The sequence below is a fragment of the Pseudomonas sp. Irchel s3b2 genome (genome assembly GCF_900187445.1).
Lineage (GTDB): Bacteria > Pseudomonadota > Gammaproteobacteria > Pseudomonadales > Pseudomonadaceae > Aquipseudomonas.
The window spans coordinates 26,372-49,122 of the sequence record NZ_FYEB01000020.1 but is presented as its reverse complement, the minus strand read 5'-3'; the positions used below and the strand labels follow the sequence as shown (position 1 = coordinate 49,122).

The following is a 22,751-nucleotide window of genomic DNA, read 5'->3' as shown; positions in this document are numbered from 1 at the left end:
TGAAATCATTGATTGAGGCTAACACACCTTGCCCCATCAAAACCCGCAGAGCTGCCGAACGGCCCCAGACACTAATCGCAAGGAACTCGGCGTAAAACTCCAAAGCCCTGGTTTCATCGAAAATCCGCAGGGTCAGGGTGGTTTTGCCGAAGCTCATGGGTTGCACCCCACCAGCGCAGCAAATGAAGGCTCACTCAATCATGATGCTCGCTGGCGCGTTTGAGCAGTTTTTTGCAGCGTTCGGACAGATGCAGCACGCGTAGCTGTTTGCCAGCCTTGGTGTAGCGCTCGCGCAATGTTTTCAGCGCAGCAATGGCCGAGTAGTCGACGAAGCTCAAGTGGCGACAATCAAGGGTCACCTGGGCCGGGTCATTGGCGGGGTCGAACTGGTTGAGGAATGGCGTGGTCGAAGCGAAAAACAGTGTGCCGTGCAGGCGGTAAAGTTTGCTGCCATCGCTTTCCTGATAGCTGTCGGCATACAGCTCGCGAGCCTGTTGCCAGGCGAAGTTGAGCGCCGCAATGATGATCCCGCATAGCACGGCGATGGCCAGATCGGTGAACACCGTGATTATCGTAACCGCAATAATCACCAGGACGTCGTTGAGCGGCACCTTGTTCAGCACCCGCAACGAGGCCCAGGCGAAGGTCTGCTGCGCCACCACGAACATCACCCCGACCAGTGCGGCCAGCGGAATGCGCTCGATCAGCGGCGACAGAAACAAGATGAACAGCAGGATCATCACCCCGGCCACTGCACCGGAAAGCCGACCGCGACCACCGGAGCTGAGGTTGATCACGGTTTGCCCGATCATGGCGCAGCCGCCCATTCCGCCGAACACACCAGACACTATATTGGCAGCACCCAATGCCACGCATTCGCGATCCGGGTAGCCACGGCTCTCGGTGATTTCGTCGGTCAGGTTCAGGGTCAATAGGGTTTCCAGCAAGCCGACCATCGCCATCAATATCGCGTAAGGGGCGACGATGCTCAGGGTTTCCAGGCTCCATGGGATATCTGGCAGCGCGAAGCTCGGCAAGCCACCGGCAATGTGCGCCATGTCGCCCAACGTGCGGGTCGGCAGACCCAGCAGGTAAACCGCCAGCCCAACACCCAGAATCGCCACCAGTGCCGGCGGCACGGTACGTGTCAGACGCGGCATCAGGTAGACGATGGCCATCGTCAGCGCCACCAGCCCGATCATCATGTATAGCGGCGAGCCACTGAGCCAGGCGTCACCACTCTTGAAATGCTCCAACTGGGCCAGGGCGATGACGATCGCCAAGCCGTTGACGAAGCCGAGCATCACCGGATGCGGCACCATGCGCACCAGTTTACCCAGCCTCAACAGACCGAACGCCAGCATGATCAACCCACCCAGCAGCACAGTCGCCAGCAAGTACTGCACACCGTGCTGCACCACCAACGCGACGATCACCACGGCCATCGATCCGGCGGTGCCGGACACCATCCCCGGCCGCCCACCAAACAGTGCAGTCAGGGTGCAGATGATGAAAGCGCCGTAAAGCCCCATCAATGGATTGAGGTGGGCCACCAGCGCGAAGGCGATGCATTCGGGCAACAGGGCGAAAGAGGTCGTGAGTCCGGCCAGGACATCGGCGCGCAGACGTTTGGGTTTCATGGCTTACCTAAAAATACAGGCGGGAGAAGAGAGGGCGAATGTTACGGAATTGAGCGCGGGCCGGCCAGTGAATAGGCCGCTGGAAACGCAATCGCGAGCCTGCTCGCGATGAACGATGACGCGGTCTACGCATCAGCCCTTGAAATCCGCAATCGCATAAGCCGCCAATTTGCCCTGAATGAAGTCCAGGAAGCACTGAATCCGTAAAGCAAGTTGCGAGTTGCGGTAGTACACCGCGTTGATCGGTTGGCGATATCCGCTGTTGAACTCCGCCAGCAGCACCTGCAAGCGACCGGCATGGATGTCGTCGATGGTCATGAAGTGTGACAGGCAGGCGATGCCCTGCCCTGCCAGCGCCAGGTGCCTGATCGTCTCGCCCCCGGATGCACTGATCGATGCCTGAATCGGCCAGCGGTCACCGTGGACATAGCGCAGCGGCCATTGGTTCAGGCCTTCATTCTGGGTAAACCCCAGCAGCGTGTGCCCGGTCAAATCCTCGACAGCACTCGGTGTGCCGTGTTGCTCCAGATACGCCGGGCTGGCGACGATGTGCAGCGGGCTGCAACCCAGGGAGCGGGCGTGCAAGGTTGAGTCGGCCAGCGTGCCGATGCGGATGGCGATGTCGGTACTTTGTTCGAGCAGGTCGATGATCAGGTCGTTGCTGTTGAGTTCGAGCAGGATGTCCGGGTAGAGACGGCGGAACTCTTCGATGTGCGGCACGATGGCATGCAGCATGAACGGCGAAGCGGCATTGATCCGCAGGCGCCCGGACGGGGTTTGCTGGCGTGAGGACAGGCGCTCTTCGAGTTCGTCCATCTGATCGAGAATCAGCTTGGCGTGCTCGAAGAAGTATTTGCCCTCCTCGGTCAGGTCCATGCGCCGCGTGGTGCGGTTGATCAGCGTAGTGTCGAGCTTGGCCTCCAGGCGCGACAGTGTACGGCTGACCGCCGACGGTGTTTGCCCGACCTGTTCGGCCGCAGCCGAGATCGACCCGCACTCAATCACGCAGACGAAAATCTGCAACTCATCGGATCTGGCTTTCACGTGTGTCCCTTATCGATAGTCCTGCGCCGTTCTACTGTGGACGGGGCTTGTGGGGCTCAGACTTTCGATAGTAGCCGAGCGTTATGCCTTAAGACCAAACACCTCGCTCAAGTGCTGCTCATAACGCACCACATCGGCCTCGATATTCGGGCGTTTCATCACATCCACGCACAGGAAGGTCGGCAAACCGGTCATGCCGAGAAAGGTGTTGGCCTTGTGGAACGGGAAGTACACCGCGTCCACACCCTTGGCTTCGAAGAAGTCGGTCGGATCGTCGAAGGCTTGCTGTGGCGCGTTCCAAGTCAGCGACAGCATGTATTTTTTACCGTGCAACAAACCGCCACTGCCGTACTTCTGTGACGCGTCGGAGCGTGTGCGGCCATCGCTGGCGTAGAGGCTGCCGTGGCCTTCGGTGAAGACTTCATCAACGTACTTCTTGACGGTCCAGGGCGCGCCCATCCACCAGCCGGGCATCTGATAAATGATCACATCGGCCCAGAGGAATTTGGCGACTTCCTCCGCGACGTCATAGCCCTCATCGATAAACGTGGTTTTCACATCCACACCACCGCGGTCCAGCACGCTCAACGCGGCTTCATGCAGCGTCGTGTTGTAGCGACCATCGGAGTGTGCAAATTTTTTGCCGCCATTGAGCAGCAGAACTTTTTTCATGGGAAATCTCGCAAGGTTGGAATTCGATGGCGGCAGAGTAGCGATCAACCTCGTGTGGAATAAGCGCTCAATCGACAAAAATCATTTGACCAATACGCACAAATGGATAGGTGATTGTTGCCATAGACTTGCACCGATTACGACTCTCAAGGAGAACCTGATGAGCGAACTGCAAGGCTTCATCCTGTACGCCAAGACCCGCCCGGAAAAAGCCGAGGCCTTCGAAACCTTCTTCCGTGCCTACGTCGAACCGAGTCGCGCCGAACCCGGTTGCATCGAGTACCACATGCTGCGAGACAAACAGGACCCGACGCTGTTTATCTTCTACGAGATCTGGCAATCACAGGCCCATCTGGATGTGCACTCCAATCTGCCGCACATGAAGCAGTTCCTCGACATGCGCATGGAATATCTGGAGCGGGATTTTGATATCCGCCCGATCGAAAGGCTCAGCACATCGTCCGCTAGCCGCTGATCAACAAGTGGCTGCCGAGCACGCCGAGGCCGATGAAGAACACGCGCTTGAACAACACGGCGCTGATCCGCTGGCGCAGCCATTGCCCCAGCAGCATGCCGAGCACCGCCGGAATCAGTGCCAGCAGCGACGCGCTCAACTCGCCACCGCCGAGGGCACCGCGCCACAACAGACCGGCGGCCAACGCGAGGGTCGACACGGTGAACGACAGGCCTAGCGCCTGCACCAATTCATCCTTGCTCAAGCCCAGCGCTTGAAGATAAGGCACCGCAGGAATCACGAAGACGCCGGTGGCCGAGGTGATGATGCCCGTCAGCACACCGCAGAACGGACCGAGCCAACGCTCGGTACGACCGCCGACACGCAAGGTCGGCAGGAACAACCCGCTCAAGGCGTAAATCAACAACGCCGCTCCCAGCCCCCGCACGACCCAATGCCCACCGGCCATACCGACCCACAAAGTACCGGCGCCCGTGCCGATGAAAATCGCCAGCAGCATCGGCCATAACCGGTTCAGCAGCCCGCGCAAATGACCACCGAATGCCAGTTGCCAGACGTTGGTCAGCGTCGCGGGAATAATCAGCAAAGCCGCAGCCTGCGACGGTGCCATAGCCAGACCGAGCAAGCCCATCGCAATGGTTGGCAGACCGAGACCGATCACGCCTTTGATCATCCCGGCGAGCAGGAAGGTGGCGATAACCAATAAGGACAGGGCCAAACCCAGATTTTGGTAGAACGCGGCGAGTGTATTCATGGGGGCTATGGTGAGCGCTGAAGGTTGCCTTGAAAATCTGGCATATATTGAGGCTGCCTCTTGATTTGGTGGAGGCTAGAATTTTCGTTGCTACTGCTGACGCCTTCGCGGGCAAGCCTCGCTCCTACAGGGGATCTGTGATCTCCAGAACGACATGAATCCTGTAGGAGCGAGGCTTGCCCGCGAAGACGTCCGCCCAGCCAACAAACCTCCTGAGGCTGTCACCATGCACTTCGACCTCACCGACCTGCGCCTCTACCTGAACATCCTCGACACCGGCAACATCACCGCCGGTGCCGTACGCAGCCATTTGTCCCTGGCAGCGGCCAGTGCGCGAATCCGCGCCATGGAGGCCTCAATGGGCATCGAGTTCCTTGAGCGAGGTCGCCGCGGCGTCAGCCCGACCCCGGCCGGCAAGGCCTTGGCGCACCATGCCCGAGTCCTTTTGCAACAGGCCGAGCGCTTGCAGCAGGACCTGGCCGAATACGCCAAAGGGGTCAAAGGCCAGGTGCGGTTGTTGTGCAACACCACAGCGATCACCGAATACCTGCCGGAGTTGCTGGCAGACTTTCTATGCGACCATCCGAACCTCGGCATCGACCTGCAAGAGCTGCCCAGCGCGCGCATCACCCATGCCTTGCGCCAAGGCGCGGCGGACCTGGGCATCGTGTCCGACGCCGTGGATACCGACGGCCTTCAGACCCGCTATTTTCGTGACGACCCGCTGGTGCTGATCCTGCCGTACGATCACCCCTTGGCCGACACCGGAGCGTTAAGTTTCAGCGCCACCTTGCACCACGATTACGTCGGCCTGAACGCCAACAGCGCCTTGGCCGTGTACCTGGAAGAACAGGCCCTGCACAGCGGCTTACGGATGCAGATTCGCATCCGTGCCGATGGCTTCGATGGTGTGATGCGCATGGTCGCCCGAGGTGCCGGGCTGGCGATCGTGCCCTTGGCGGCGGTCGAACGCTGGCCGACTGAAACACCGTTCAAAAGCATCGCACTGAAAGAGCCGTGGGCCCGACGCAAGCTGTTGCTGTGCGCCCGAGACTTCGCCGTGCTGCCCGGTTATGCCCAGGCTTTGCTGAACGTTTTGACTCTCCCCTGAGGGGCAGACTTTACCCTTGAGGTTTCATCTTCAGGGACCGTTACGATGAGCAAACGAATACTGGTGATCCTCGGTCACCCTTCGAGCAACAGCTTTTGCGGCGCACTTGCCGAACGCTACGCACAATCGGCGTCGCGTGCCGGGCATGAGGTGCGTCAGCTGTGGTTGGGCAAGATGAACTTCGACCCGGTGCTGCGCGAAGGCTATCAGCATGTGCAGCCGCTGGAAGCCGACCTGCGCCGCGCTCAGGCGGACATTCTGTGGGCCGAACACCTGACCCTGGTCTACCCGATCTGGTGGGGCGGCGTACCGGCCTTGCTCAAGGGTTTTCTTGATCGGGTGTTGCTTCCGGGCTTCGCTTTCAAGTATCGCGAAGGCAAAGCCTTTCCCGACAAATTGCTGCATGGCCGCAGTGCGCATTTGCTCGTGACCATGGACACGCCACCCTGGTATTACCGCTGGATCTACCGCATGCCCGGGCTGCATCAGATGCGCAAAACCACCCTGGCATTTTGCGGCATCGAACCTCAGCGCACGCTCACCTTCGGGCCGATCCTGGGGTCCAGCGCCGGTCAGCGCGAAACCTGGCTGCTGCAAGCCCAGGCTATCGCCAGCCGATGAGTCTGCCGATAATGGGTCTGGCTTACCCACGGCAAAAAAGGACTTTTCATGTACATCGGCCAAGCCGCGCATCGCTCGGGCACGACGATCAAGACTATCCGTCACTATGAGGCCATCGGCCTGTTGCCTCCCGCCCGGCGCAGGGGCAACTACCGCGTCTATGACCAACACAGCGTCGACCTTCTGAGCTTCATCAAGTGCGCCCAGCAATTGGGCTTCAAGCTCAAGGAATTGCAGGCGGCTTTCGCTTCCCAAAACGGTCAGCCGCTGTCCTGGGTTCAGGCGCAACAGGCAATCACCAACAAGAAACAGGAAATCGACGACCAGATTGCGGCGCTGACACAGCGGCACGCGCAATTGGTCGAGTTCGAAAGCAGCCTGCAGAACGCCTGGGAAAACTGCCCGTTAGAGGGACCTTGAACGCTCTCTCATGCACACCCCTTTTTAGCAAAATAAGCACAAGGAATAGCTTGCATGGTACGGCTACATACGTACTATAGCTTTGAAGCCGAACGTGTCGTTCAGTCCCCGCCACCTTGCGGCGATGGCGGGCAAGGAAGAACGGATCAGCTCCAATAACCTACAAGGAATGAGGGGACGCTATGGTTGATTCAACTGAATTTCGTAATGCAATGGCGATGCTGGGAAGTGCAGTCACCATTGTGACCACGGATGGCCCCGCGGGCCGTTTTGGCTTTACCGCTTCGGCGGTGTGCAGCGTGACTGATTCACCGCCCACACTGCTGGTCTGCGTAAACCGCTCCTCGTCCAATCACGAGCATTTCAAAACCAATGGAGTGCTCTGTGTGAACGTGCTCACGGGAGATCATCAATCGACATCCGGGGCATTCGCCAATCGTCAGCTGTCCATGCAGGAACGCTTTTCCAGTGTGAACTGCGAAACCCTGGTGACCGGTTCGCCAGCCATCGATGAAGCGCTGGTCAATCTCGACTGCCGCATCAGCAAGATCGACGAGGTGGGTACTCACAGCATTTTTTACTGTGAAATCCTCAAGCTCAAACACAGCGAGGCCAAGGAAGGCCTGGTCTACTTCAATCGCAATTACTACCGTCTCAACGACGAACTGCGATTGGCGCCCGATCAGTAACCGCTGCTCACCCGGCATTGATGACAGCCGCCGTGTTGCCTGAACGTCGGCCTGTCGAATACCGGGTCATCACAGGGATGAGAACATGTTGTTCAATGAAGAAAACTTCGCGGATATAGACCTTAACCTGATCATTACTTTTCTGGTGTTGTTCCGGGAGAGAAGTGTTACACGCACGGCTGAACGCCTGCATGTCAAACAACCAGCGATCAGCGGATCGTTATCGCGCTTGCGCAAAAAGTTCGATGACCCGTTGTTCCTGCGCTCCTCCAATACCATGCGCCCCACCTCGAAAGCTGAAAAACTGGCGCTGGCCCTCACCCCGGCAATCAGTCAGATAGAAGCAGTGATTTGCCGCTGACAAAGAACGCAAAATCCCCTTGGCCGGGTGAACGATCAGGGGGTTGTCCCGCTCTTGAATACCTGCCGGATTCAACCGTAAAACGCTGAGGGGATGAAAAGATGAGGGTTTGGGAGACGCGTGACTTCAAGCTCGATTGCCGAGCCTGATCCTGACTAAACCCGCACCCAAAAGGCCGGTAGAAAACACTCACTGACCAACAAGGCAGAGCCATTGCGCGTGAAGCGCGAACGTCTGGCCAGCAGTCGCTGGGCCTGGGGGGCGAAACGATAGGACAGCGCTGCCAGCGGCGCGCCGGGAGACAGCAAAGCGCACTGGAAAGGTTCGCGCAGGGTTCGGTCCGACGTGTAGAGGATCTCGGCCAATGGCCGGCCACCGTATTCGTTGAGCTCCGACCAATCGGCGTTCAGGGCCGGAACACTGGTCAGGCTGCGCGCCGTGACACAGGGCTCACCATCGAGCTTCATGACCACTTCACGCACCCAACCGGTCGACGCCGTCGGCACATTCAAGGCCTCTGCCTCGTCAGGGTTGAGCAGCCCGTGGGACTGCTCGACCACTTCGATGGAGTACTCGCCCATCGCCTTTAAACGAGGGGTCAGCGCGCCCGGCAAAAACAGCCAATGATGTTCGGGGTCAGTTAACTCCGATAACGGTCGCGACGACCAATAATGACTTGTCCCCATACTCTCACCTCCCTGGTGATCGTGAACTCAATGGTTGCAGTGAAGGACCCTGCCGTTCACTTGCGGTGTCACCTTAAACCTCAAGACTCGGCATCTTCGTTCACTTCATGCTTGCTGATCACTTCGACGGTTTGCTCATCGAACTTGACCGCGGTGAGCAATGAATCGAGCAGCCCTGGAAAACGCTGGTCCATGTCCTCGCGGCGCAAAGACAACAGGTTTTCACGACCGTACGGCCGTTGCCAAATCAGACCGCTGTCACGCAGGACACGCCAGTGGTGCGTCATTGTCGATTTCGACGCCCCCTTGAGAATTCGCCCGCACGGGTGTTCCTGGCCATCGGCCAACACCTTCAATACGGTCAGACGCAACGGGCTACCCAGTGCGGACAGAACATTCTCTAATAAGATCTGGTCCTGATTAGGGTGATTTGCAACGTTCATAGGTAGGTACCTTTGATGATATAGGCGGGAGATGTCTTACTAGGATTCGTCTATACGAGAACAGTAAGACTATACACAAAAAGTACCCCCCCGCGATAACCACCCCGGGCACTACAGCACCTTGAACCCTGCAATCCCCCGTTCGTTTCTTACTCCACTTCGCTCTCCTGGAAGCCACCGCCCAAGGCTGCCATCAACGAAATCGAACTGTCGATGTGCTTGCTGTTGAGGAAGGCCAGGCGCATCTCGTCCTGAATCAATTGTTGCTCGATGTTTAACGCATCCAGGAACGTATCTTCACCGGCCTTGTACCGGGACTGAGAAAGATCGTAGGACGACTGGGCAATGGCACAGGCATCGCGCTGCACTGCAATCTGCTGCTCGAAGGAGCGCAGTTGCGTGACCGAGATTGCCACTTCATGCAGGGCCGAGGTCAGCACCTGGTTGTAGTGAGCAATCGAAATGTCCAGTTCGGCGTTGCCGGCCTTGAGGTCGGAGCGCAAGCGCCCGGCATCGAAAATCGGCAGGGAAACGGCCGGTGCGATGTTCCAGAACTTGCTGACGCTGGCCAGCAACGCATCGCCGGACAAGGCGTGAGTCCCCGCCGAGGCCACCAGGTTGATGTTGGGGTAAAACGTGGTCTTGAGCGCATCGATATTCTTGTTCTCGGCCTCGACCCGCCAGCGCGCCGCCACGATGTCTGGCCGACGCCCGACCAGTTGCGCCGGCAACTGAGCGGGCAGCGCCACCACACTGGCTTGCAGGCTCGAAGGACGGTCGATGCTTTGCGCGCGATCGACGCCCTTGCCGACCAGGGCCGACAACTGCAACCGGGCGATTTCGATGTCATCCAGCGCGCCGATCAAGGTCGATTCCGAGCGCGCCTTGAGGCTTTGCACCTGCTTCAACTGCGACAGGTTATCCAGCCCCGAGGCGTAGCGTGAATCCGACAGTTCAACCAGCTTGCTCAACCGCGCGAGGTCTCGGCGATTGAGCTCCGACACTTGCCAGGCATAGGCCAGTTGGTTGTAGGCCTTGACCACGTTGACCGTCAGGATCAGCCTCGACGATTGCAGGTCGACTTCGGCCGCCATGGCGCTGTTGAGTGCCGACTCCCAAGCTGCCCGCTGTCCACCCCACAGGTCAAAGGTGTAGTTGAAATTGACCGCCAGGGATCGGGCGGTGACGTAGTTCCGGCCCTCTCCGCTGTAGTCCTCGTACCGCGACAACCGGGCACGGGTGACACCCGCCGAAGCATTGACTTCGGGGTAGCGCTCGGCCTCGCGCAAATCCAGGAACGCGTTGGCCTTGGCGACCCGTGCCGACACTTCCTGCAGGTCCGGGTTGTTGGCATAGGCCTCTTCGATCAAGGCGCCCAATCGCGGGTCACCCAACGACGTCCACCAGTCGGCACGAGGCCAGTTGGCGGGCGGCAGTGTGTCTTGCAGCGTTTTGGAGTGCAGATCGTCAACCGACAATAAGGTGCCCTGATGATCGATCCCGGCATAGTTCACACAGCCTGCCGCCATCAGGATGGAAACAGCCAGCGGCGCCAGCATGAAGCGTGTAATCCGATACATACAACATCCTCACATGATGGGTTGCGGCGCACTGACCAGCGTGGCTTCAGGTGCGCAGGCGGGCTGCTTGATCGAACTCAGCAAGGTGTAAACCGAGGGCAGGATAAACAGCGTGAACAGCGTGCCGATCAGCATGCCCACCACAATCACCAGGCCCAGCCCAAAGCGGCTGTTGGCGCCGGCACCGCTGGCGAACAACAGGGGTGCAAGCCCCACCACCATTGCTGCTGTGGTCATGAGAATCGGCCGCAGGCGAACCTGCGCGGCATGTTGAATCGCCTGTACCCGGTCCATGCCCTGCGTGCGTTGCAATTCATTGGCAAACGCGACCATCAAGATGCCGTGCTTGCTGATCAACCCGATCAAAGTGATGAGGCCGATTTGCGTGTAAATGTTCAGCGACGTCATCCCCAGCGCCAGCGGAACCAGCGCCCCGCAAATCGACAGCGGTACGCTGATCAGAATGATGAACGGATCGCGGAAGCTCTCGTATTGCACGCTTAGCACCAGGTAAATGATCACCAGCGCCAGACCGAAGGTGAACGCCAGGCTGTTGCCCTCCTGCACGTACTGCCGGGCATCGGACTGCCAGTCGAAACTGAAACCTGCCGGGAACCCTTCCGATTGCTTTTGCAGGAAACCCACGGCATCGCCCAAGGTCACGCCCGGTGCCGGAATGGCCTGGAACGTGGCGGAGTTCTGCTGGTTGAATTGGGTCAAGCGATTGGGCTCGACTTTCATGCTGAGCGTGGCCAGCGTCGATAACGGCACCGGATTGCCCTTCTGGTCCTTCACGTAATACAGCTTGAGGGTTTCCGGGGTAAGCCGGTCCGAGGAAATCGACTGCGGAATCACGTCGTAGGAGCGCCCGTGAAAGGAGAACCGATTGACGTATTTCTCGCCGATCAGGCTGTTGAGGGTCTCCCCGATATCCTGCATGCGAATGCCCAGGGCGTTGGCCTTGGCGCGATCAATCTGGATTTCCACCACCGGGTTGTTGAAGTCCAGGTCACTGTCGACCACGGCAAACAAACCGCTGGCCTGAGCCGCCTGCTTGAGCTGATCCATCACGTTGAACAGCGCCAGATAATCCTGATCGCTGCGGATCACCATTTGCACCGGTAACCCACCGGTGGAACCCGGCAAGGGCGGCATCTGGAACACGAAGATGCTGGTGCCTTCGATCTCGTTGACCCGCGCCTGCAAGTCGGGCTGGATCGTGTTGGCGTCGCGACCGCGCTTGTCCCAGTCCACCAGGTTGATCCCGCCGACGCTGTTGGACAGCCCATCGGAACCGTTGGCCACCCAGTTGCTGTAGCCCTCGGGAATCTGATTGAACGTCTCGTAGAGCTTGTGGGCGTACGCTTCAAGGTAATTGAGGTTGGCATGCTGCGGCGCCTTGATGGCCGTCAGCAGAATGTTCTGATCTTCCAGCGGCGCCAGTTCGGTCTGCGCCGAGCGGTACAGGAACGGCAGGCTGAAAAAGATCACCAAGGCCACGCTGAGACTGATCCAGCGACGCGCAAGCGAGCCACCCAGCAACGCGCCATAGCGACTGGCCAAAGACTGGAAGAAGCGGTCGGCTTTGACAGCCATGAAGCCTTCGCTGCTTTTGGCGTCCAGCAGACGGGTACTCATGATCGGCGACAACGTCAACGCAACGATGCCGGAGATAACCACGGCCCCTGCCAGGGTCAGCGCGAACTCCTTGAACAGCGTGCCGGTCAGCCCGCCCATCAAACCGATAGGCGCGTACACCGCCGCCAGGGTGAACGTCATCGCGACCACCGGCCCGGCCACTTCCCGGGCGCCAATCAACGCGGCATCGAACGGGGATTTGCCTTCCTCGATGTGGCGATGCACGTTCTCCACCACCACGATCGCATCGTCCACCACCAAGCCAATGGCCAGAACCATCGCCAGCAACGTCAGCAGGTTCAGACTGAAGCCGAACATCTGCATCAACATTGCGGCGCCGAGCATCGACAGCGGAATGGTCACCAACGGAATCAGCACGGTGCGGAAGGTACCCAGGCACAGGTAAATCACCAGGACCACGATCACCAAAGCTTCCAGCAGCGTGTAGGACACTTCATCAATCGAGGATTGAATGAAGTGCGCCACTTCGAACGGAATTTGTACCGTCACACCCGGCGGCAGGGTTTCCTCGATCTGCGGCAACAGCTCCCGTACGCGCTTGACGATCACCAGCGGGTTACCGGTCGGTGCGGCGTCCAGCCCGAGGAACAGCGCAGGCACATCGCTCATCGAACCACTGGTATCGGTGGAGGCGGCATTGAGCTCGACAGTCCCGACATCCCGCACGCGGATGATGCGGCCGTTATCGTTGCGCAGCACCATGTCGCGGAAATCTTCAACACTGTTCAGGTCCGTGTTGACCCGCAGGTTGCTGACCACATACAAGCCCTTGACCTGGCCCGGGGCGGCCTGGAAGTTGTTGCCTTCGATCGCCTTCGACACGTCCTGGCCAGTCATTCCGTAGCCCGCCAGGCGTTGCGGATCCAGCCAAAGGCGCATGGAGAGTTTCTGCTCGCCCATGATGTTGATTTTGGCCACGCCTTCGATGCCGGCGAACATTGGTTCGACGACACGGGAAATGTAATCGGACATCTCCGGAATGGTCAGATTGGAACTGGCGAACGCCACGTAGGCCACGCTGGTAAAACCACCCGAGGTGCGCTCCACCACTGGGTCATAGGCATCCTTGGGCAAGCGGTACTTGATCTGATTGACCTTGGCCATGACCTCGGTCAGCGCAGAGATGGAATCACTGTTGAGTGCCATCCGGATCGTCACTTGACTACGGCCCTGGGTCGACGCCGAAGACAGGTAATCGATGCCCTCCACCGAGGCCACCGCCTGGCTGATCGGTTGTGTCACAAAGCCCTGCATCAACTCCGACGAGGCGCCCGGGTATTGGGTGGTGACGGTGATGGTCGAGGTTTCCAGCATCGGATACTGACGAATCGGCAGGTTCAGCAACGCCCGCACGCCGAACAGCAGGATCAGCGTACTGACCACCACTGCCAGCACGGGGCGGCGGAGAAAGATGTCGGTGAATTTCATTTTTCCAACCCAGTGGTGAGGTTAAGTCCAACCGTGTCCGGCACACCTTCCACGGCCACTCCGTCATGGAGTTTCAACTGCCCGGAAGTCACCACCTGCACGCCCTCGTTCAAACCTTTGTCGACAACCGCCCAGCCATCGCGGCGCTCACCAACCTTGATGCTCTCGCGCTTGACCTTCTGCACCCCAGAGTCATCGGTGTACACGCAGAAGACACTTTCGCCGTAGGCGTTATAGGTGATGGCCGTCTCCGGAATCACCAGCTCAGTAGTCTGCGGCAACGTGACCGATACCCGGGCATACATGCCTGGGCGCAGCAGTTTTTTCGTGTCAGTGATCACCGCCTGGACATTGATGGTGTGGGACTGATTGATCTGTGGATCGACCGCCACGATCTTTCCCTGAAACTTCACATCCGCCCAGGCATCGACTTTCGCCTGCACGGTTTGGCCGAGCTGTACGCGGGAGCCATCGCGCTCGGCCAGGGTGAAATTGACTCGCAGCACACCGGGGTCGGTCAGGGTCGCGACAGCGCCACCGGCCTCCAGGTACTGACCCAGATGCGCCTGACGAATCCCGAGGGTGCCAGCGAACGGCGCACGAATATGACGCTGGGCGATTTGCGCCTGCATGCGTTCCATGTCGCCTTTTGCCGCGTCATATTGAGCACGGGCACTGTCGAAGGCCCGACGACTCTCGGCACCGGTTTTCGCCAGTTCCTGCACCCGGGCGAATTGCGCCTTGGCCGATTCGAACTCGCCCTTCAAGCGAACCAGTTCACCTTGCTCCGGCGCGTCGTTGAGCGTGAGCAGAACCTGTCCCGCCGCCACTTGATCACCGGACTCGAAGTCGATGTCCACGACCTTGCCGCTGACTTCAGCCGACACCAGCACCTGGCGCTGAGCCTCAAGCTTGCCGATGGCTTCCAGGTAATAGGTGTAGGGCTGCTTCTTGACCTGCGCCAAACCGACCTTGGTGCTGGGTATCCGTTGTTCGGCCGAGGCCGGGGCGGGCCACCAGAAACGCCAACCGAAGGCACTGCCAATAACAATAACCAGCAGAACAAACACCAATGATTTAACTTTATTTCGAGCAAGCATGTGGCACTCCCTTGACTCTCAACTGCGAGCGCAAAAGTTCAAGAATTAATAAAAGAGGCGGCACAAACCCGGCGTGTTATTAATCCCTGTGATGAATCACTCATAACACGCCGGATTTATTTATAACCGTTTACGCTGCCGCGAGCGCATTGGTCTTATCCAGATAAAACTTGCCGATACCGTGCAAGTTCAAAGGCGACAAGGTGAAGTGCTTTGAACCGGTATGAATATCGCGGAAACAGCGTTCCAGGAAGTGGGACTTGTAAACCGCTTTGGAACCGGCCAGCGCATAAATCTGATTCACCGCATTCACCGAGTTTTCAGTGAGCACCGAGGCCGCCAGCCCGACCCGCGCACTGACCGGATCACCGATCGTTTCGCCACGATTGATGACCTGGCAGATCGCATCTTCGAGCAGCAACTGAGCCGTGTGCACCGAGGAGATGGCTCGGCCGGTTTTCTCGAAAATCACCCCTTCCAGGCCAGGATCGGTGTTCACCGCCCGGTCGTTACGGAAATGATCGACCGCTGCGCGGGCAACCCCCAGCACGGTAGACATCGCCGCCAGGGTACCGAACTCGTAATAGCCTGTGGCGTACGCCCGCGAGCTACGGATTTGCGGGGACTTCTTCAACGTCTCGACATCCAGGGAGAACGCCTTGTTGACCAGCACTTGCTCACACTCGAAATGGTGGCTGCCCGTGCCGCGCATGCCCAGCGTGTCCCAGGTGTGGTTGATCTTGCATTGAGACGCCGGGACAAAAAACATCCGCACTTCAGGGGCCGAGCCGTCGGCCGGGCCTTTCACTGTGGCGGTGCACACCAGCCAGTCGGCATAGGCCGAACCGCTGGCGAAGGCCCATTTGCCGCTCAGCAGGTAATCGTCGCCGACCGGCACGGCTTCACCGCCAGAGTGAATCGCGCCAATCACAAAACCCGTGCAAGTGCTGTAGATCGCTTCCGAAGTCTGCTCCGGCAAGTAGTCGGAAAGCCGACCCATTGCCACTTGCACCGCCAATTGCCAAGACACCGAGGCGTCGTGACGGGCGAATTCGAGCAGCATGGCGGAAGTCGTCTGGATATCCACTTGCGAACCACCAAACGCCTTGGACACCGACGTTCTGCCGAAACCTTCCTTGAAGAGCTCAGACATCACATCCTTGTGAGTCGCATTCGTCTGCTCGCTGTAATCCCTGTGCCTGATGATCAACGGGTTCAGCGCACGCACCTTCTCGAGCCATTCATTGGACTCAGTGGGAAGATTGTTCCATTGCATAAGATTTTTCATAACGGCTCCTAGCTATTATTTATTAACGATCAGCAGACGAAGAACAGATGAATCTTTTTTATTTTTAAGCCCGACAAAAAATGTACGTCTACAGTCGTACATTGGCAAGCGTTAGTTAACTTTTCTTTTAGAAAAAAACCTGCTCCACTTAATGAAAAACTTCAGACGAAAGAACACTACCGAACTTCCAGAGAAGTTACGCTTTTTGAACTTTCGGGTATTAGCGTGAGCCGGCGCGTCGTGCACTCACCTCCAACAGCGATGCCCAGTCCTGATCGCCCTGACCATGGGCCATTGCGTCCAGCAGGTTGTCTTTCAACACACTGGCAAATGGCAATGGCACCTGTGCCGCTTCGCCCGCCTCTAGAGCTAGGCGAATATCCTTCAGGCCCAGGGACAGCTTGAAGCCTGCCGGCTCAAAATGTTTATCGATCATCAGTTGCCCGTAGCCTTGATAAACCGGCACGGCAAACAGCGTCGAGGTAATCATTTCAATGAACGTCGCACGGCTGATGCCATAGCCGCTGGCGAGGGTGGACGCTTGCGCCGTGGATTCGATCGCCGCCGCAATCATCAGATTGGCCGACAGTTTGGCCACGCACGCCAGCTCCGCGCATTCCCCGAATGGCCAGGTCTTGCGCCCCAACACATCGAACAACGGCTGAACACGGGCCAGTGCTTGCGCAGGACCAGACGCGAGAATATTCAAGTTGCCAGCTGCGGCCACGTCTACCCGCCCCAGCACTGGAGCAGAGACATATGCCACACCACGCTCGGCATGCAGCGCCGCAAACTCCTTGGCCAGTGCGACCGACACCGTGGACATATTCACGTGAACACTCCCCACGGCGAGGCCATCCAGCCCTTTGCTGTCGATGAACACCGAACGAATGGCAACGTCATCGCCCAACATCGAGATCAACACCTCGGCCTGCGCGGCGAGTGCAGGACTATCGACGGGCTGAGCACCTGCACGCGCCAGGTCATCCAGCGGTGCTGACGATCGATTCCACACTTTGACCCGATGACCGGCCTTTAACAGGTTCAGCACCATTGGCACGCCCATGGTGCCCAAACCAATGAATCCCAGCTCCATGCTCTGCTCCCGTCCTTGTCAGCTGTTCGAAATGTCCGTTGGACGTCGATCCAGAATTGCGATTGTACGTGTACAGGCGTACATTTCAAGTGCCTCGGTTATTTAACCTCCAGGCACCGGCTTCAAACATACCTACACGCAAGGCAAGGAGGCTCTATGCAATTCGGGATCTACACCGTTGGCGACGTCACACAAGACCCGACCAACGCCAGTACCCCAAGTGAATCTCAGCGCATTCAGGCTACCCTGCAAATCGCGCAAAAAGCCGAAGACATCGGCCTGGATGTATTCGCCACGGGCGAGCACCACAATCCGCCGTTCATCACGTCCTCCCCCACCACGTTGCTGGCGTACATCGCGGCGAAAACCCAGCGCATCATTTTGTCGACGTCCACCACCCTCATTACCACCAATGATCCGGTGCGGCTGGCCGAGGAATACTCGTTGCTGCAACACCTTGCAGGCGGCCGCATGGACCTGATGCTTGGCCGGGGAAATACCGCACCGGTCTATCCCTGGTTCGGCAAAAGCATCGTCGACGGCCTGCCACTGGCGATGGAAAACTATCGATTGCTGCACAGGCTCTGGCGCGAAGAAGACATCAACTGGAGCGGCCGCTTTCGCACCCCTTTGAAGAACTTCACTTCCATTCCCAGACCACTGGACGACGTGCCGCCCTTCGTCTGGCATGGCTCGATTCGTACCCCGGAGATCGCCGAACAAGCGGCGTATTACGGTGATGGTTTTTTTGCCAGCCATATCCTCTGGCCCCGCGAGCATTTCATTGCCCTGGTGGAGTTTTACCGTGAACGGTTTGCGCACTACGGGCATGGCACGCCGGAACAAGCCATCGTCGGCCTGGGCGGGCATATTTTCATGCGCCGCAACTCTCAGGACGCACGACGGGAATTCCGCCCCTACTTCGATAACGCACCGGTGTATGGTCACGGCCCGTCCCTTGAAGAGTTCATGGAGATGACTCCGTTGTCCGTGGGCAGCCCCCAGGAAATCATCGACAAGACCCTGACGTTCCGCGAGCACTTCGGCGACTACCAGCGACAGCTTTTTCTCTTCGACCATGGAGGTATTCCTTTAAAAACCGTGCTGGAACAACTCGACATGTTCGGCAAGGAAGTACTGCCGGTATTGCGCGAAGAGACCCGCAAGCGTCGTTCACCATTAGCCGCCGAACCACCGACCCATGCCGGTCGCCTGGCACGTTTGCGTTTGACGCAAACGCCACCGCTTGAACCGCGACCGGGCTTCAAGACTCCGCAACACGACAGCGTCACCGGACGATAAACCGCCGCTTCAATGGCCCACGATCGAGCTGTGGGCCATTGAATGGAGTCAGGCCACGCCTTTGAGCGGTTGCCGCGCATCCATCACCGACAGCACGTCATCGTTGATCAGGCGGGCCAGGTATTGACCGTAGCCGGTCTTGCTCATGCTCCCTGCCTGCACCAACAGTTGGGCGTCGTCGATCCAGCCTTTGTTGTAGGCAATCTCTTCCAGGCAAGCGATCTTCAGGCCCTGGCGTTTTTCGATGGCATGCACGAAATTTCCGGCTTCCAGCAAGGAATCGTGCGTCCCGGTATCCAACCAAGCCAACCCGCGCCCCATCACCGAAACGTTCAACTTGCCGCGTTCCAGGTAGACATTGTTGACGTCGGTGATTTCAAGCTCGCCCCGTGGCGATGGCTTGATATCCGCGGCAATCTGCAGTACATCGTTGTCGTAGAAGTACAACCCGGTGACCGCGTAATTGGATTTCGGATTAGTCGGTTTTTCGCAGATGCTCAGGGCCTTGCCGGTGTCGTCGAACTCGACGACACCGAAGCGTTCCGGATCGGCCACGTAGTAGCCGAACACCGTGGCACCGTCCTCGCGGCTCGCCGCTTCCCGCAGCGTGTCGCCGAAACCGGCGCCATAGAAAATGTTATCGCCCAACACCAGGCATACGTTGTCTTCGCCGACAAACTCGCGACCGATGATGAAGGCTTGGGCCAGACCGTCCGGGCTCGGTTGTACTGCATAACTCAAGCTCAAGCCCAACTGACTGCCGTCGCCGAGCATGCGTTGGAAACCCGGCAAATCCTCTGGGGTGGAGATGATCAGGATTTCGCGAATCTCCGCCAGCATCAACACCGACAGCGGGTAATAAATCATCGGTTTGTCGTAAACCGGTAGCGACTGTTTGGAAACGCCCAAAGTCACCGGATGCAACCGTGAACCCGCGCCACCCGCCAACAAAATTCCTTTGTACTTGGCCATGCTTTTCTCCTTGAAGCAGTTGTGTGACAGACGCCCGCAATGGCGTCCGTGAAGTGGGTTCCGCTCAGGCCTCGACGGCCTCGTTTTGGTGTTCGCCGATGCGTTCCAGGGCGTAGTCGCCCGACAGTACCCGTGTCCACCAGGAGCGATTATCGAGGTACCAGTCGACCGTTTTACGCAGGCCGCTCTCGAAGGTTTCCTGCGGCGTCCAACCCAGATCCTGCTGGATTTTTCCGGCATCGACGGCGTAACGCTTGTCATGGCCGGGACGATCCTTGACGAAGGTAATCAAGCCTCGAAAGCGCTCCACACCCGCCGGTTTAAGGGCACCGCGAACCTCCAGCAAGTCGCACAAGGTGTGCACCACTTGCAGGTTGGTTTTCTCGTTGTGGCCACCGATGTTGTAGGTCAGGCCCACCTCACCGCGGCTGACCACCGCATACAACGCCCGGGCATGATCTTCGACGAACAGCCAGTCACGGATCTGGCCGCCGTCGCCGTACACCGGCAACGGTTTGCCATACAGCGCATTGAGGATGATGTGGGGGATCAGTTTTTCCGGGAAATGGAACGGCCCGTAATTGTTCGAACAGTTGCTCAGCACCACCGGCAAACCGAACGTCCGGTGCCAGGCCCGAACCAGGTGATCGGAGCTGGCCTTGGTTGCCGAGTACGGAGAACTGGGCGCGTACGCGGTGGTTTCGGTGAACGCGGGATCCTCGGGTTCCAGGTCGCCGTATACTTCGTCCGTGGACACATGATGGAAGCGAAACGCCGCCTGACGTGGCGCATCCAATCGGTTCCAGTAGCCGCGCGCCGCTTCGAGCAAGGTGTAGGTGCCGACGATATTGGTTTCGATGAAGGCCTGGGGCCCGTCAATCGAGCGATCCACGTGGGACTCGGCCGCCAGGTGCATGACGGCATCGGGCTGAAGACGCGCAAAGATCTCGTCGAGCGCATTCCTGTCGCAGATGTCGACTTGATAGAAACAATACCGCGGCGAGTCGGCCACGTCGGCCAATGACTCGAGGTTACCGGCGTAGGTCAACTTGTCCACGTTGATCACTTCGCACTCGGTTTCGTTGATCAGATACCGCACCAGTGCCGAGCCGATAAAGCCCGCGCCTCCTGTCACTAAAATTTTCATCAGCGCCTCCCTTGGCCATTTGATGATTCACAGTCATCGATGGCGTCTGCCATCGAGCCATCGGTCAGTTGAGCAAAGCCACCCAGTACTGGCTCAAGCCTTTCTCCAGAATCAGCAAGGTCTGAATGCAGACAAAGCTTTCATCGGTGGTGGCCGATGTCGAATTGAGCGGCCCGAAACCGCCATCCTGTTTTTGATGGGCAGCGATCCAGTCCTTCGACGCTTGCAAGTAGTGAGGTTGGGCATCAAGCAAATACATCGCGGCGATGGCCATGTAGGTGCCCACCAGGCTGACGGCCTTGCCGGGCCGGTAATGGAACGAGCCATTGGGCTGTTGCAGTTTTTGCAGCCACGCCACGGTCTGCTGTGCATCGACGATGCGTTTATTGAGGATGAACAGCGTGGAAACCACGCGGTACACCGAGAACGCATCCGGCGGATAACCCGGCTTGTTGGCAAACCCGCCTTCGGCGGTGCGGCATCGCAGCGCAAAAGCCTGCACAGCCTGCTCGTCGGGTGCCCGAGCGCCGAGCGCATGCAGCGACAAGACCGCCAGGTTGGTGTGCCAGATATCAGAGACATAACCCGGCACATCGCCGAAACCACCGTCCGGGTTCTGGCACGCCTGCAAGTAACGCACACAACCTTCGACATCATTCGGTAGCGCCCCCAGCACCCGCAGTGACAGCACTGCGCAATAACTGGCGAACACATCGCTGAGATGCCCCGGCTGTTCGGCAAAGCCACCGTCCGCGTTTTGCGACGACTTGATGCAGTTGATCAGGCTCGCCTTGTTTTCAATCTCGATGCCCAGGGCGTGCAAATCCGAAATCACATGCAAGCCGGAAAACACCTGCCACGTCTTGTCTGCCCGGAACCCCAGCGGAGCGGTTTCAGCGGTCAACCCGTACGGTGTGTCGCAAGAGGCCCGAGCCTGGGACAGCCACGCCAGATAACGCTTCAAATCAACATTGATTGCCGGCACGGCTGCCGGATGAATGTCCTGCACATCACCACCGCCATCGATGCTCTCCAGCCCCTGCTCCACCAGTGCCGCGTCATCGTGATGATGCACCGCCGTGGCTGGCTGGATCGCCTGCAATGCCTGCGCGGCGGCGAGCTGGGTTTTCAGGCTCTTCAAATGCAACGGCAGGTACGTCAGATTGCCGATGGTGAACACGCCTGGCTGGCGCGGCGCCGCCCAGAATTGCCGAATGAAGGGCACCGTCGGGTCATTGGGAGTCGACCAGAAATAGCCTTTGCCCATAAACAGCCCACCGTTGCGGCTGTCGTGAAAGTCCAGCAACGCCGCCGTCACGCCAGCCCGATCGAGGTCATGCGCATCAGCCGGAAACGCCTCAATCGCCTGCAACAGCAACGCTGCGTCATAGGCCGTTTTGATCGGAAAGGGCGACTCGTGCTTCTTATAAGACGTGTGCCAATCGACCCGCACTTTGCCGTTGATACACACCCGGTCCCAGAACCCGCCATAGGCCGGATCGCGGAACAACGCCAAGGTCTGTTTGAGAAACGAGCGGGCCAGATTCGACAATGCATTGTCATCACGAACGTTGGACAATCCGACCAGTGCAAGACTGGTCTGCGCCCGCACGGCACAGCGGCTCAACGCCACATCGACGCCCTGCTCGCTATCACTGCCGGCGACGCGGGCGATCAGGTTTTCGGCATGCACTTCAAGATGCCTGACAAGGCCGGCACCCAGCGAATCGGTGCCGATCAGCGCGAGCAAGTTGACGGCGCTGATGTCCAGCTCGATCGAGGTGGCCAGTTCCAGCGGTTCAGACCAGTCACTGCTGTACATCCCTGCCACGACCGATCGGCTATAGACCGTTTCGATTTTTTCCAGCATCGCCTTGATGTTGCCCAGGTTTGCGGTGTCTTGCGGCACTTTGCGCTGGTAAGCCATCAACGCCGCCAACGCGTCCAGTTGCAGCGCAAGCGTCCGGCAACGGCCCGAACCGTGAGGCGTCCAGAACCGATCGGCGAGCTCGTGAAACCCCGCGTGCTGGCCATCGTACAAACGCATGAGGCCCTCATGGGCGAAACGCAATTGCGCTTCGCTGCCATGTGCTGCCTGGTAGAGCGTCACCTCAACCTGATCCTGCAACTGCTTGTCACTGGAAATCGCGACCTGCCCGCTGGCATCAGTGATTGCGAAATAACCACCGTACTCGGCGTCTTTGAGGCCTTGATCAAAAAGGAACTGTGGATGAAGCGACATGGTGTATCCCTCTTCCTTGAG

Annotated in this window: 21 protein-coding genes and 1 pseudogene; 7 read left to right on the top strand and 15 right to left on the bottom strand. The window is 58.6% G+C overall.

Annotation, left to right across the window (positions count from 1 at the left end):
* Positions 1-67 precede the first annotated feature (67 nt).
* From CKW20_RS30035 to CKW20_RS26740, 4 genes and pseudogenes are all read right to left on the bottom strand, one after another.
* Positions 68-157: pseudogene (locus CKW20_RS30035) on the bottom strand (VOC family protein); the annotation flags it as partial.
* 37 nt (positions 158-194) lie between these two features.
* Positions 195-1,640, bottom strand: a complete 1,446-nt coding sequence (locus tag CKW20_RS26750; RefSeq protein WP_095055566.1) for a SulP family inorganic anion transporter — start codon at positions 1,638-1,640, stop codon at positions 195-197.
* A 132-nt stretch (positions 1,641-1,772) separates the two neighbouring features.
* Positions 1,773-2,684 carry a LysR family transcriptional regulator gene (locus CKW20_RS26745; RefSeq protein WP_095055565.1) on the bottom strand — a complete coding sequence of 304 codons (912 nt, stop codon included), beginning with the start codon at positions 2,682-2,684 and terminating at the stop codon, positions 1,773-1,775.
* A gap of 81 nt (positions 2,685-2,765) precedes the next feature.
* The gene (locus CKW20_RS26740) at positions 2,766-3,356 is read right to left on the bottom strand and encodes an NAD(P)H-dependent oxidoreductase (RefSeq protein ID WP_095055564.1); all 591 of its coding nucleotides are present in this window, start codon (positions 3,354-3,356) and stop codon (positions 2,766-2,768) included.
* Between the two features lie 160 nt (positions 3,357-3,516).
* On the opposite strand from CKW20_RS26740, the gene CKW20_RS26735 reads away from it, so the two are divergent.
* A complete protein-coding gene (locus CKW20_RS26735; RefSeq protein WP_095055563.1) occupies positions 3,517-3,831 on the top strand; it encodes a putative quinol monooxygenase in 315 nt (104 codons plus the stop codon).
* On the opposite strand, the gene CKW20_RS26730 is transcribed toward CKW20_RS26735, so the two are convergent.
* Entirely contained in the window at positions 3,821-4,585 is a 765-nt protein-coding gene (locus CKW20_RS26730; RefSeq protein WP_095055562.1) for a sulfite exporter TauE/SafE family protein, read from the bottom strand. The genes CKW20_RS26735 and CKW20_RS26730 overlap by 11 nt on opposite strands.
* A gap of 226 nt (positions 4,586-4,811) precedes the next feature.
* Between CKW20_RS26730 and CKW20_RS26725 the strand changes: the two genes are divergently transcribed.
* From CKW20_RS26725 to CKW20_RS26705, 5 genes are all read left to right on the top strand, one after another.
* Entirely contained in the window at positions 4,812-5,696 is an 885-nt protein-coding gene (locus tag CKW20_RS26725) for a LysR substrate-binding domain-containing protein (RefSeq protein ID WP_095055561.1), read from the top strand.
* 45 nt (positions 5,697-5,741) lie between these two features.
* On the top strand, positions 5,742-6,317 hold the full coding sequence (locus CKW20_RS26720) for an NAD(P)H-dependent oxidoreductase (protein WP_095055560.1): 576 nt from the start codon (positions 5,742-5,744) through the stop codon (positions 6,315-6,317).
* Positions 6,318-6,365: 48 nt separating this feature from the next.
* A complete protein-coding gene (locus CKW20_RS26715) occupies positions 6,366-6,737 on the top strand; it encodes a MerR family transcriptional regulator (protein ID WP_095055559.1) in 372 nt (123 codons plus the stop codon).
* Between the two features lie 182 nt (positions 6,738-6,919).
* Entirely contained in the window at positions 6,920-7,426 is a 507-nt protein-coding gene (locus CKW20_RS26710; RefSeq protein WP_095055558.1) for a flavin reductase, read from the top strand.
* A gap of 85 nt (positions 7,427-7,511) precedes the next feature.
* Entirely contained in the window at positions 7,512-7,787 is a 276-nt protein-coding gene (locus CKW20_RS26705; protein ID WP_095055557.1) for a LysR family transcriptional regulator, read from the top strand.
* A 155-nt stretch (positions 7,788-7,942) separates the two neighbouring features.
* Here the strand turns inward: CKW20_RS26705 and CKW20_RS26700 are convergent, their stop codons facing one another.
* From CKW20_RS26700 to CKW20_RS26670, 7 genes are all read right to left on the bottom strand, one after another.
* Positions 7,943-8,473 carry a chorismate lyase gene (locus CKW20_RS26700; protein WP_095055556.1) on the bottom strand — a complete coding sequence of 177 codons (531 nt, stop codon included), beginning with the start codon at positions 8,471-8,473 and terminating at the stop codon, positions 7,943-7,945.
* Between the two features lie 80 nt (positions 8,474-8,553).
* Positions 8,554-8,916 (bottom strand): helix-turn-helix transcriptional regulator, encoded by a 363-nt coding sequence (locus tag CKW20_RS26695; protein WP_095055555.1) that lies wholly within the window; start codon positions 8,914-8,916, stop codon positions 8,554-8,556.
* A gap of 149 nt (positions 8,917-9,065) precedes the next feature.
* The gene (locus CKW20_RS26690; RefSeq protein ID WP_095055554.1) at positions 9,066-10,496 is read right to left on the bottom strand and encodes an efflux transporter outer membrane subunit; all 1,431 of its coding nucleotides are present in this window, start codon (positions 10,494-10,496) and stop codon (positions 9,066-9,068) included.
* Between the two features lie 9 nt (positions 10,497-10,505).
* The gene (locus tag CKW20_RS26685; RefSeq protein ID WP_095055553.1) at positions 10,506-13,583 is read right to left on the bottom strand and encodes a MexW/MexI family multidrug efflux RND transporter permease subunit; all 3,078 of its coding nucleotides are present in this window, start codon (positions 13,581-13,583) and stop codon (positions 10,506-10,508) included.
* Positions 13,580-14,683 (bottom strand): efflux RND transporter periplasmic adaptor subunit, encoded by a 1,104-nt coding sequence (locus CKW20_RS26680; protein ID WP_095055552.1) that lies wholly within the window; start codon positions 14,681-14,683, stop codon positions 13,580-13,582. The genes CKW20_RS26685 and CKW20_RS26680 overlap by 4 nt, the downstream gene beginning before the upstream one ends.
* A 130-nt stretch (positions 14,684-14,813) precedes the next feature.
* Positions 14,814-15,971, bottom strand: a complete 1,158-nt coding sequence (locus tag CKW20_RS26675) for an acyl-CoA dehydrogenase family protein (RefSeq protein WP_095055551.1) — start codon at positions 15,969-15,971, stop codon at positions 14,814-14,816.
* A gap of 220 nt (positions 15,972-16,191) precedes the next feature.
* Positions 16,192-17,067: an NAD(P)-dependent oxidoreductase gene (locus CKW20_RS26670; protein WP_095055550.1), complete on the bottom strand. Its 876-nt coding sequence runs from the start codon at positions 17,065-17,067 to the stop codon at positions 16,192-16,194.
* A gap of 156 nt (positions 17,068-17,223) precedes the next feature.
* Between CKW20_RS26670 and CKW20_RS26665 the strand changes: the two genes are divergently transcribed.
* The gene (locus tag CKW20_RS26665; protein WP_095055549.1) at positions 17,224-18,369 is read left to right on the top strand and encodes a CE1758 family FMN-dependent luciferase-like monooxygenase; all 1,146 of its coding nucleotides are present in this window, start codon (positions 17,224-17,226) and stop codon (positions 18,367-18,369) included.
* A 48-nt stretch (positions 18,370-18,417) separates the two neighbouring features.
* Here CKW20_RS26665 and rfbA read toward each other — a convergent pair whose 3' ends face one another.
* The 3 genes from rfbA to CKW20_RS26650 form a co-directional block, all read right to left on the bottom strand.
* A complete protein-coding gene (gene rfbA, locus CKW20_RS26660; protein WP_095055548.1) occupies positions 18,418-19,341 on the bottom strand; it encodes a glucose-1-phosphate thymidylyltransferase RfbA in 924 nt (307 codons plus the stop codon).
* A 64-nt stretch (positions 19,342-19,405) separates the two neighbouring features.
* Positions 19,406-20,488: a dTDP-glucose 4,6-dehydratase gene (gene rfbB, locus CKW20_RS26655; protein WP_095055547.1), complete on the bottom strand. Its 1,083-nt coding sequence runs from the start codon at positions 20,486-20,488 to the stop codon at positions 19,406-19,408.
* A gap of 64 nt (positions 20,489-20,552) precedes the next feature.
* Positions 20,553-22,730 (bottom strand): prenyltransferase/squalene oxidase repeat-containing protein, encoded by a 2,178-nt coding sequence (locus tag CKW20_RS26650; RefSeq protein WP_095055546.1) that lies wholly within the window; start codon positions 22,728-22,730, stop codon positions 20,553-20,555.
* Between the last annotated feature and the right edge of the window lie 21 nt (positions 22,731-22,751).

Excerpts from the sequence above, each read along its gene's own strand:
- CKW20_RS26695 (WP_095055555.1), bottom strand. The coding sequence starts at position 8,916 with ATGAACGTTGCAAATCACCCTAATCAGGACCAGATCTTATTAGAGAAT.
- CKW20_RS26685 (WP_095055553.1), bottom strand. The coding sequence starts at position 13,583 with ATGAAATTCACCGACATCTTTCTCCGCCGCCCCGTGCTGGCAGTGGTG.
- CKW20_RS26665 (WP_095055549.1), top strand. The coding sequence starts at position 17,224 with ATGCAATTCGGGATCTACACCGTTGGCGACGTCACACAAGACCCGACC.
- CKW20_RS26735 (WP_095055563.1), top strand. The coding sequence starts at position 3,517 with ATGAGCGAACTGCAAGGCTTCATCCTGTACGCCAAGACCCGCCCGGAA.
- CKW20_RS26680 (WP_095055552.1), bottom strand. The coding sequence starts at position 14,683 with ATGCTTGCTCGAAATAAAGTTAAATCATTGGTGTTTGTTCTGCTGGTT.
- CKW20_RS26700 (WP_095055556.1), bottom strand. The coding sequence starts at position 8,473 with ATGGGGACAAGTCATTATTGGTCGTCGCGACCGTTATCGGAGTTAACT.
- CKW20_RS26675 (WP_095055551.1), bottom strand. The coding sequence starts at position 15,971 with ATGAAAAATCTTATGCAATGGAACAATCTTCCCACTGAGTCCAATGAA.
- CKW20_RS26705 (WP_095055557.1), top strand. The coding sequence starts at position 7,512 with ATGTTGTTCAATGAAGAAAACTTCGCGGATATAGACCTTAACCTGATC.
- rfbA (WP_095055548.1), bottom strand. The coding sequence starts at position 19,341 with ATGGCCAAGTACAAAGGAATTTTGTTGGCGGGTGGCGCGGGTTCACGG.
- CKW20_RS26670 (WP_095055550.1), bottom strand. The coding sequence starts at position 17,067 with ATGGAGCTGGGATTCATTGGTTTGGGCACCATGGGCGTGCCAATGGTG.
- CKW20_RS26710 (WP_095055558.1), top strand. The coding sequence starts at position 6,920 with ATGGTTGATTCAACTGAATTTCGTAATGCAATGGCGATGCTGGGAAGT.
- CKW20_RS26750 (WP_095055566.1), bottom strand. The coding sequence starts at position 1,640 with ATGAAACCCAAACGTCTGCGCGCCGATGTCCTGGCCGGACTCACGACC.
- CKW20_RS26740 (WP_095055564.1), bottom strand. The coding sequence starts at position 3,356 with ATGAAAAAAGTTCTGCTGCTCAATGGCGGCAAAAAATTTGCACACTCC.
- CKW20_RS26690 (WP_095055554.1), bottom strand. The coding sequence starts at position 10,496 with ATGTATCGGATTACACGCTTCATGCTGGCGCCGCTGGCTGTTTCCATC.
- CKW20_RS26730 (WP_095055562.1), bottom strand. The coding sequence starts at position 4,585 with ATGAATACACTCGCCGCGTTCTACCAAAATCTGGGTTTGGCCCTGTCC.
- rfbB (WP_095055547.1), bottom strand. The coding sequence starts at position 20,488 with ATGAAAATTTTAGTGACAGGAGGCGCGGGCTTTATCGGCTCGGCACTG.
- CKW20_RS26725 (WP_095055561.1), top strand. The coding sequence starts at position 4,812 with ATGCACTTCGACCTCACCGACCTGCGCCTCTACCTGAACATCCTCGAC.
- CKW20_RS26715 (WP_095055559.1), top strand. The coding sequence starts at position 6,366 with ATGTACATCGGCCAAGCCGCGCATCGCTCGGGCACGACGATCAAGACT.
- CKW20_RS26720 (WP_095055560.1), top strand. The coding sequence starts at position 5,742 with ATGAGCAAACGAATACTGGTGATCCTCGGTCACCCTTCGAGCAACAGC.
- CKW20_RS26650 (WP_095055546.1), bottom strand. The coding sequence starts at position 22,730 with ATGTCGCTTCATCCACAGTTCCTTTTTGATCAAGGCCTCAAAGACGCC.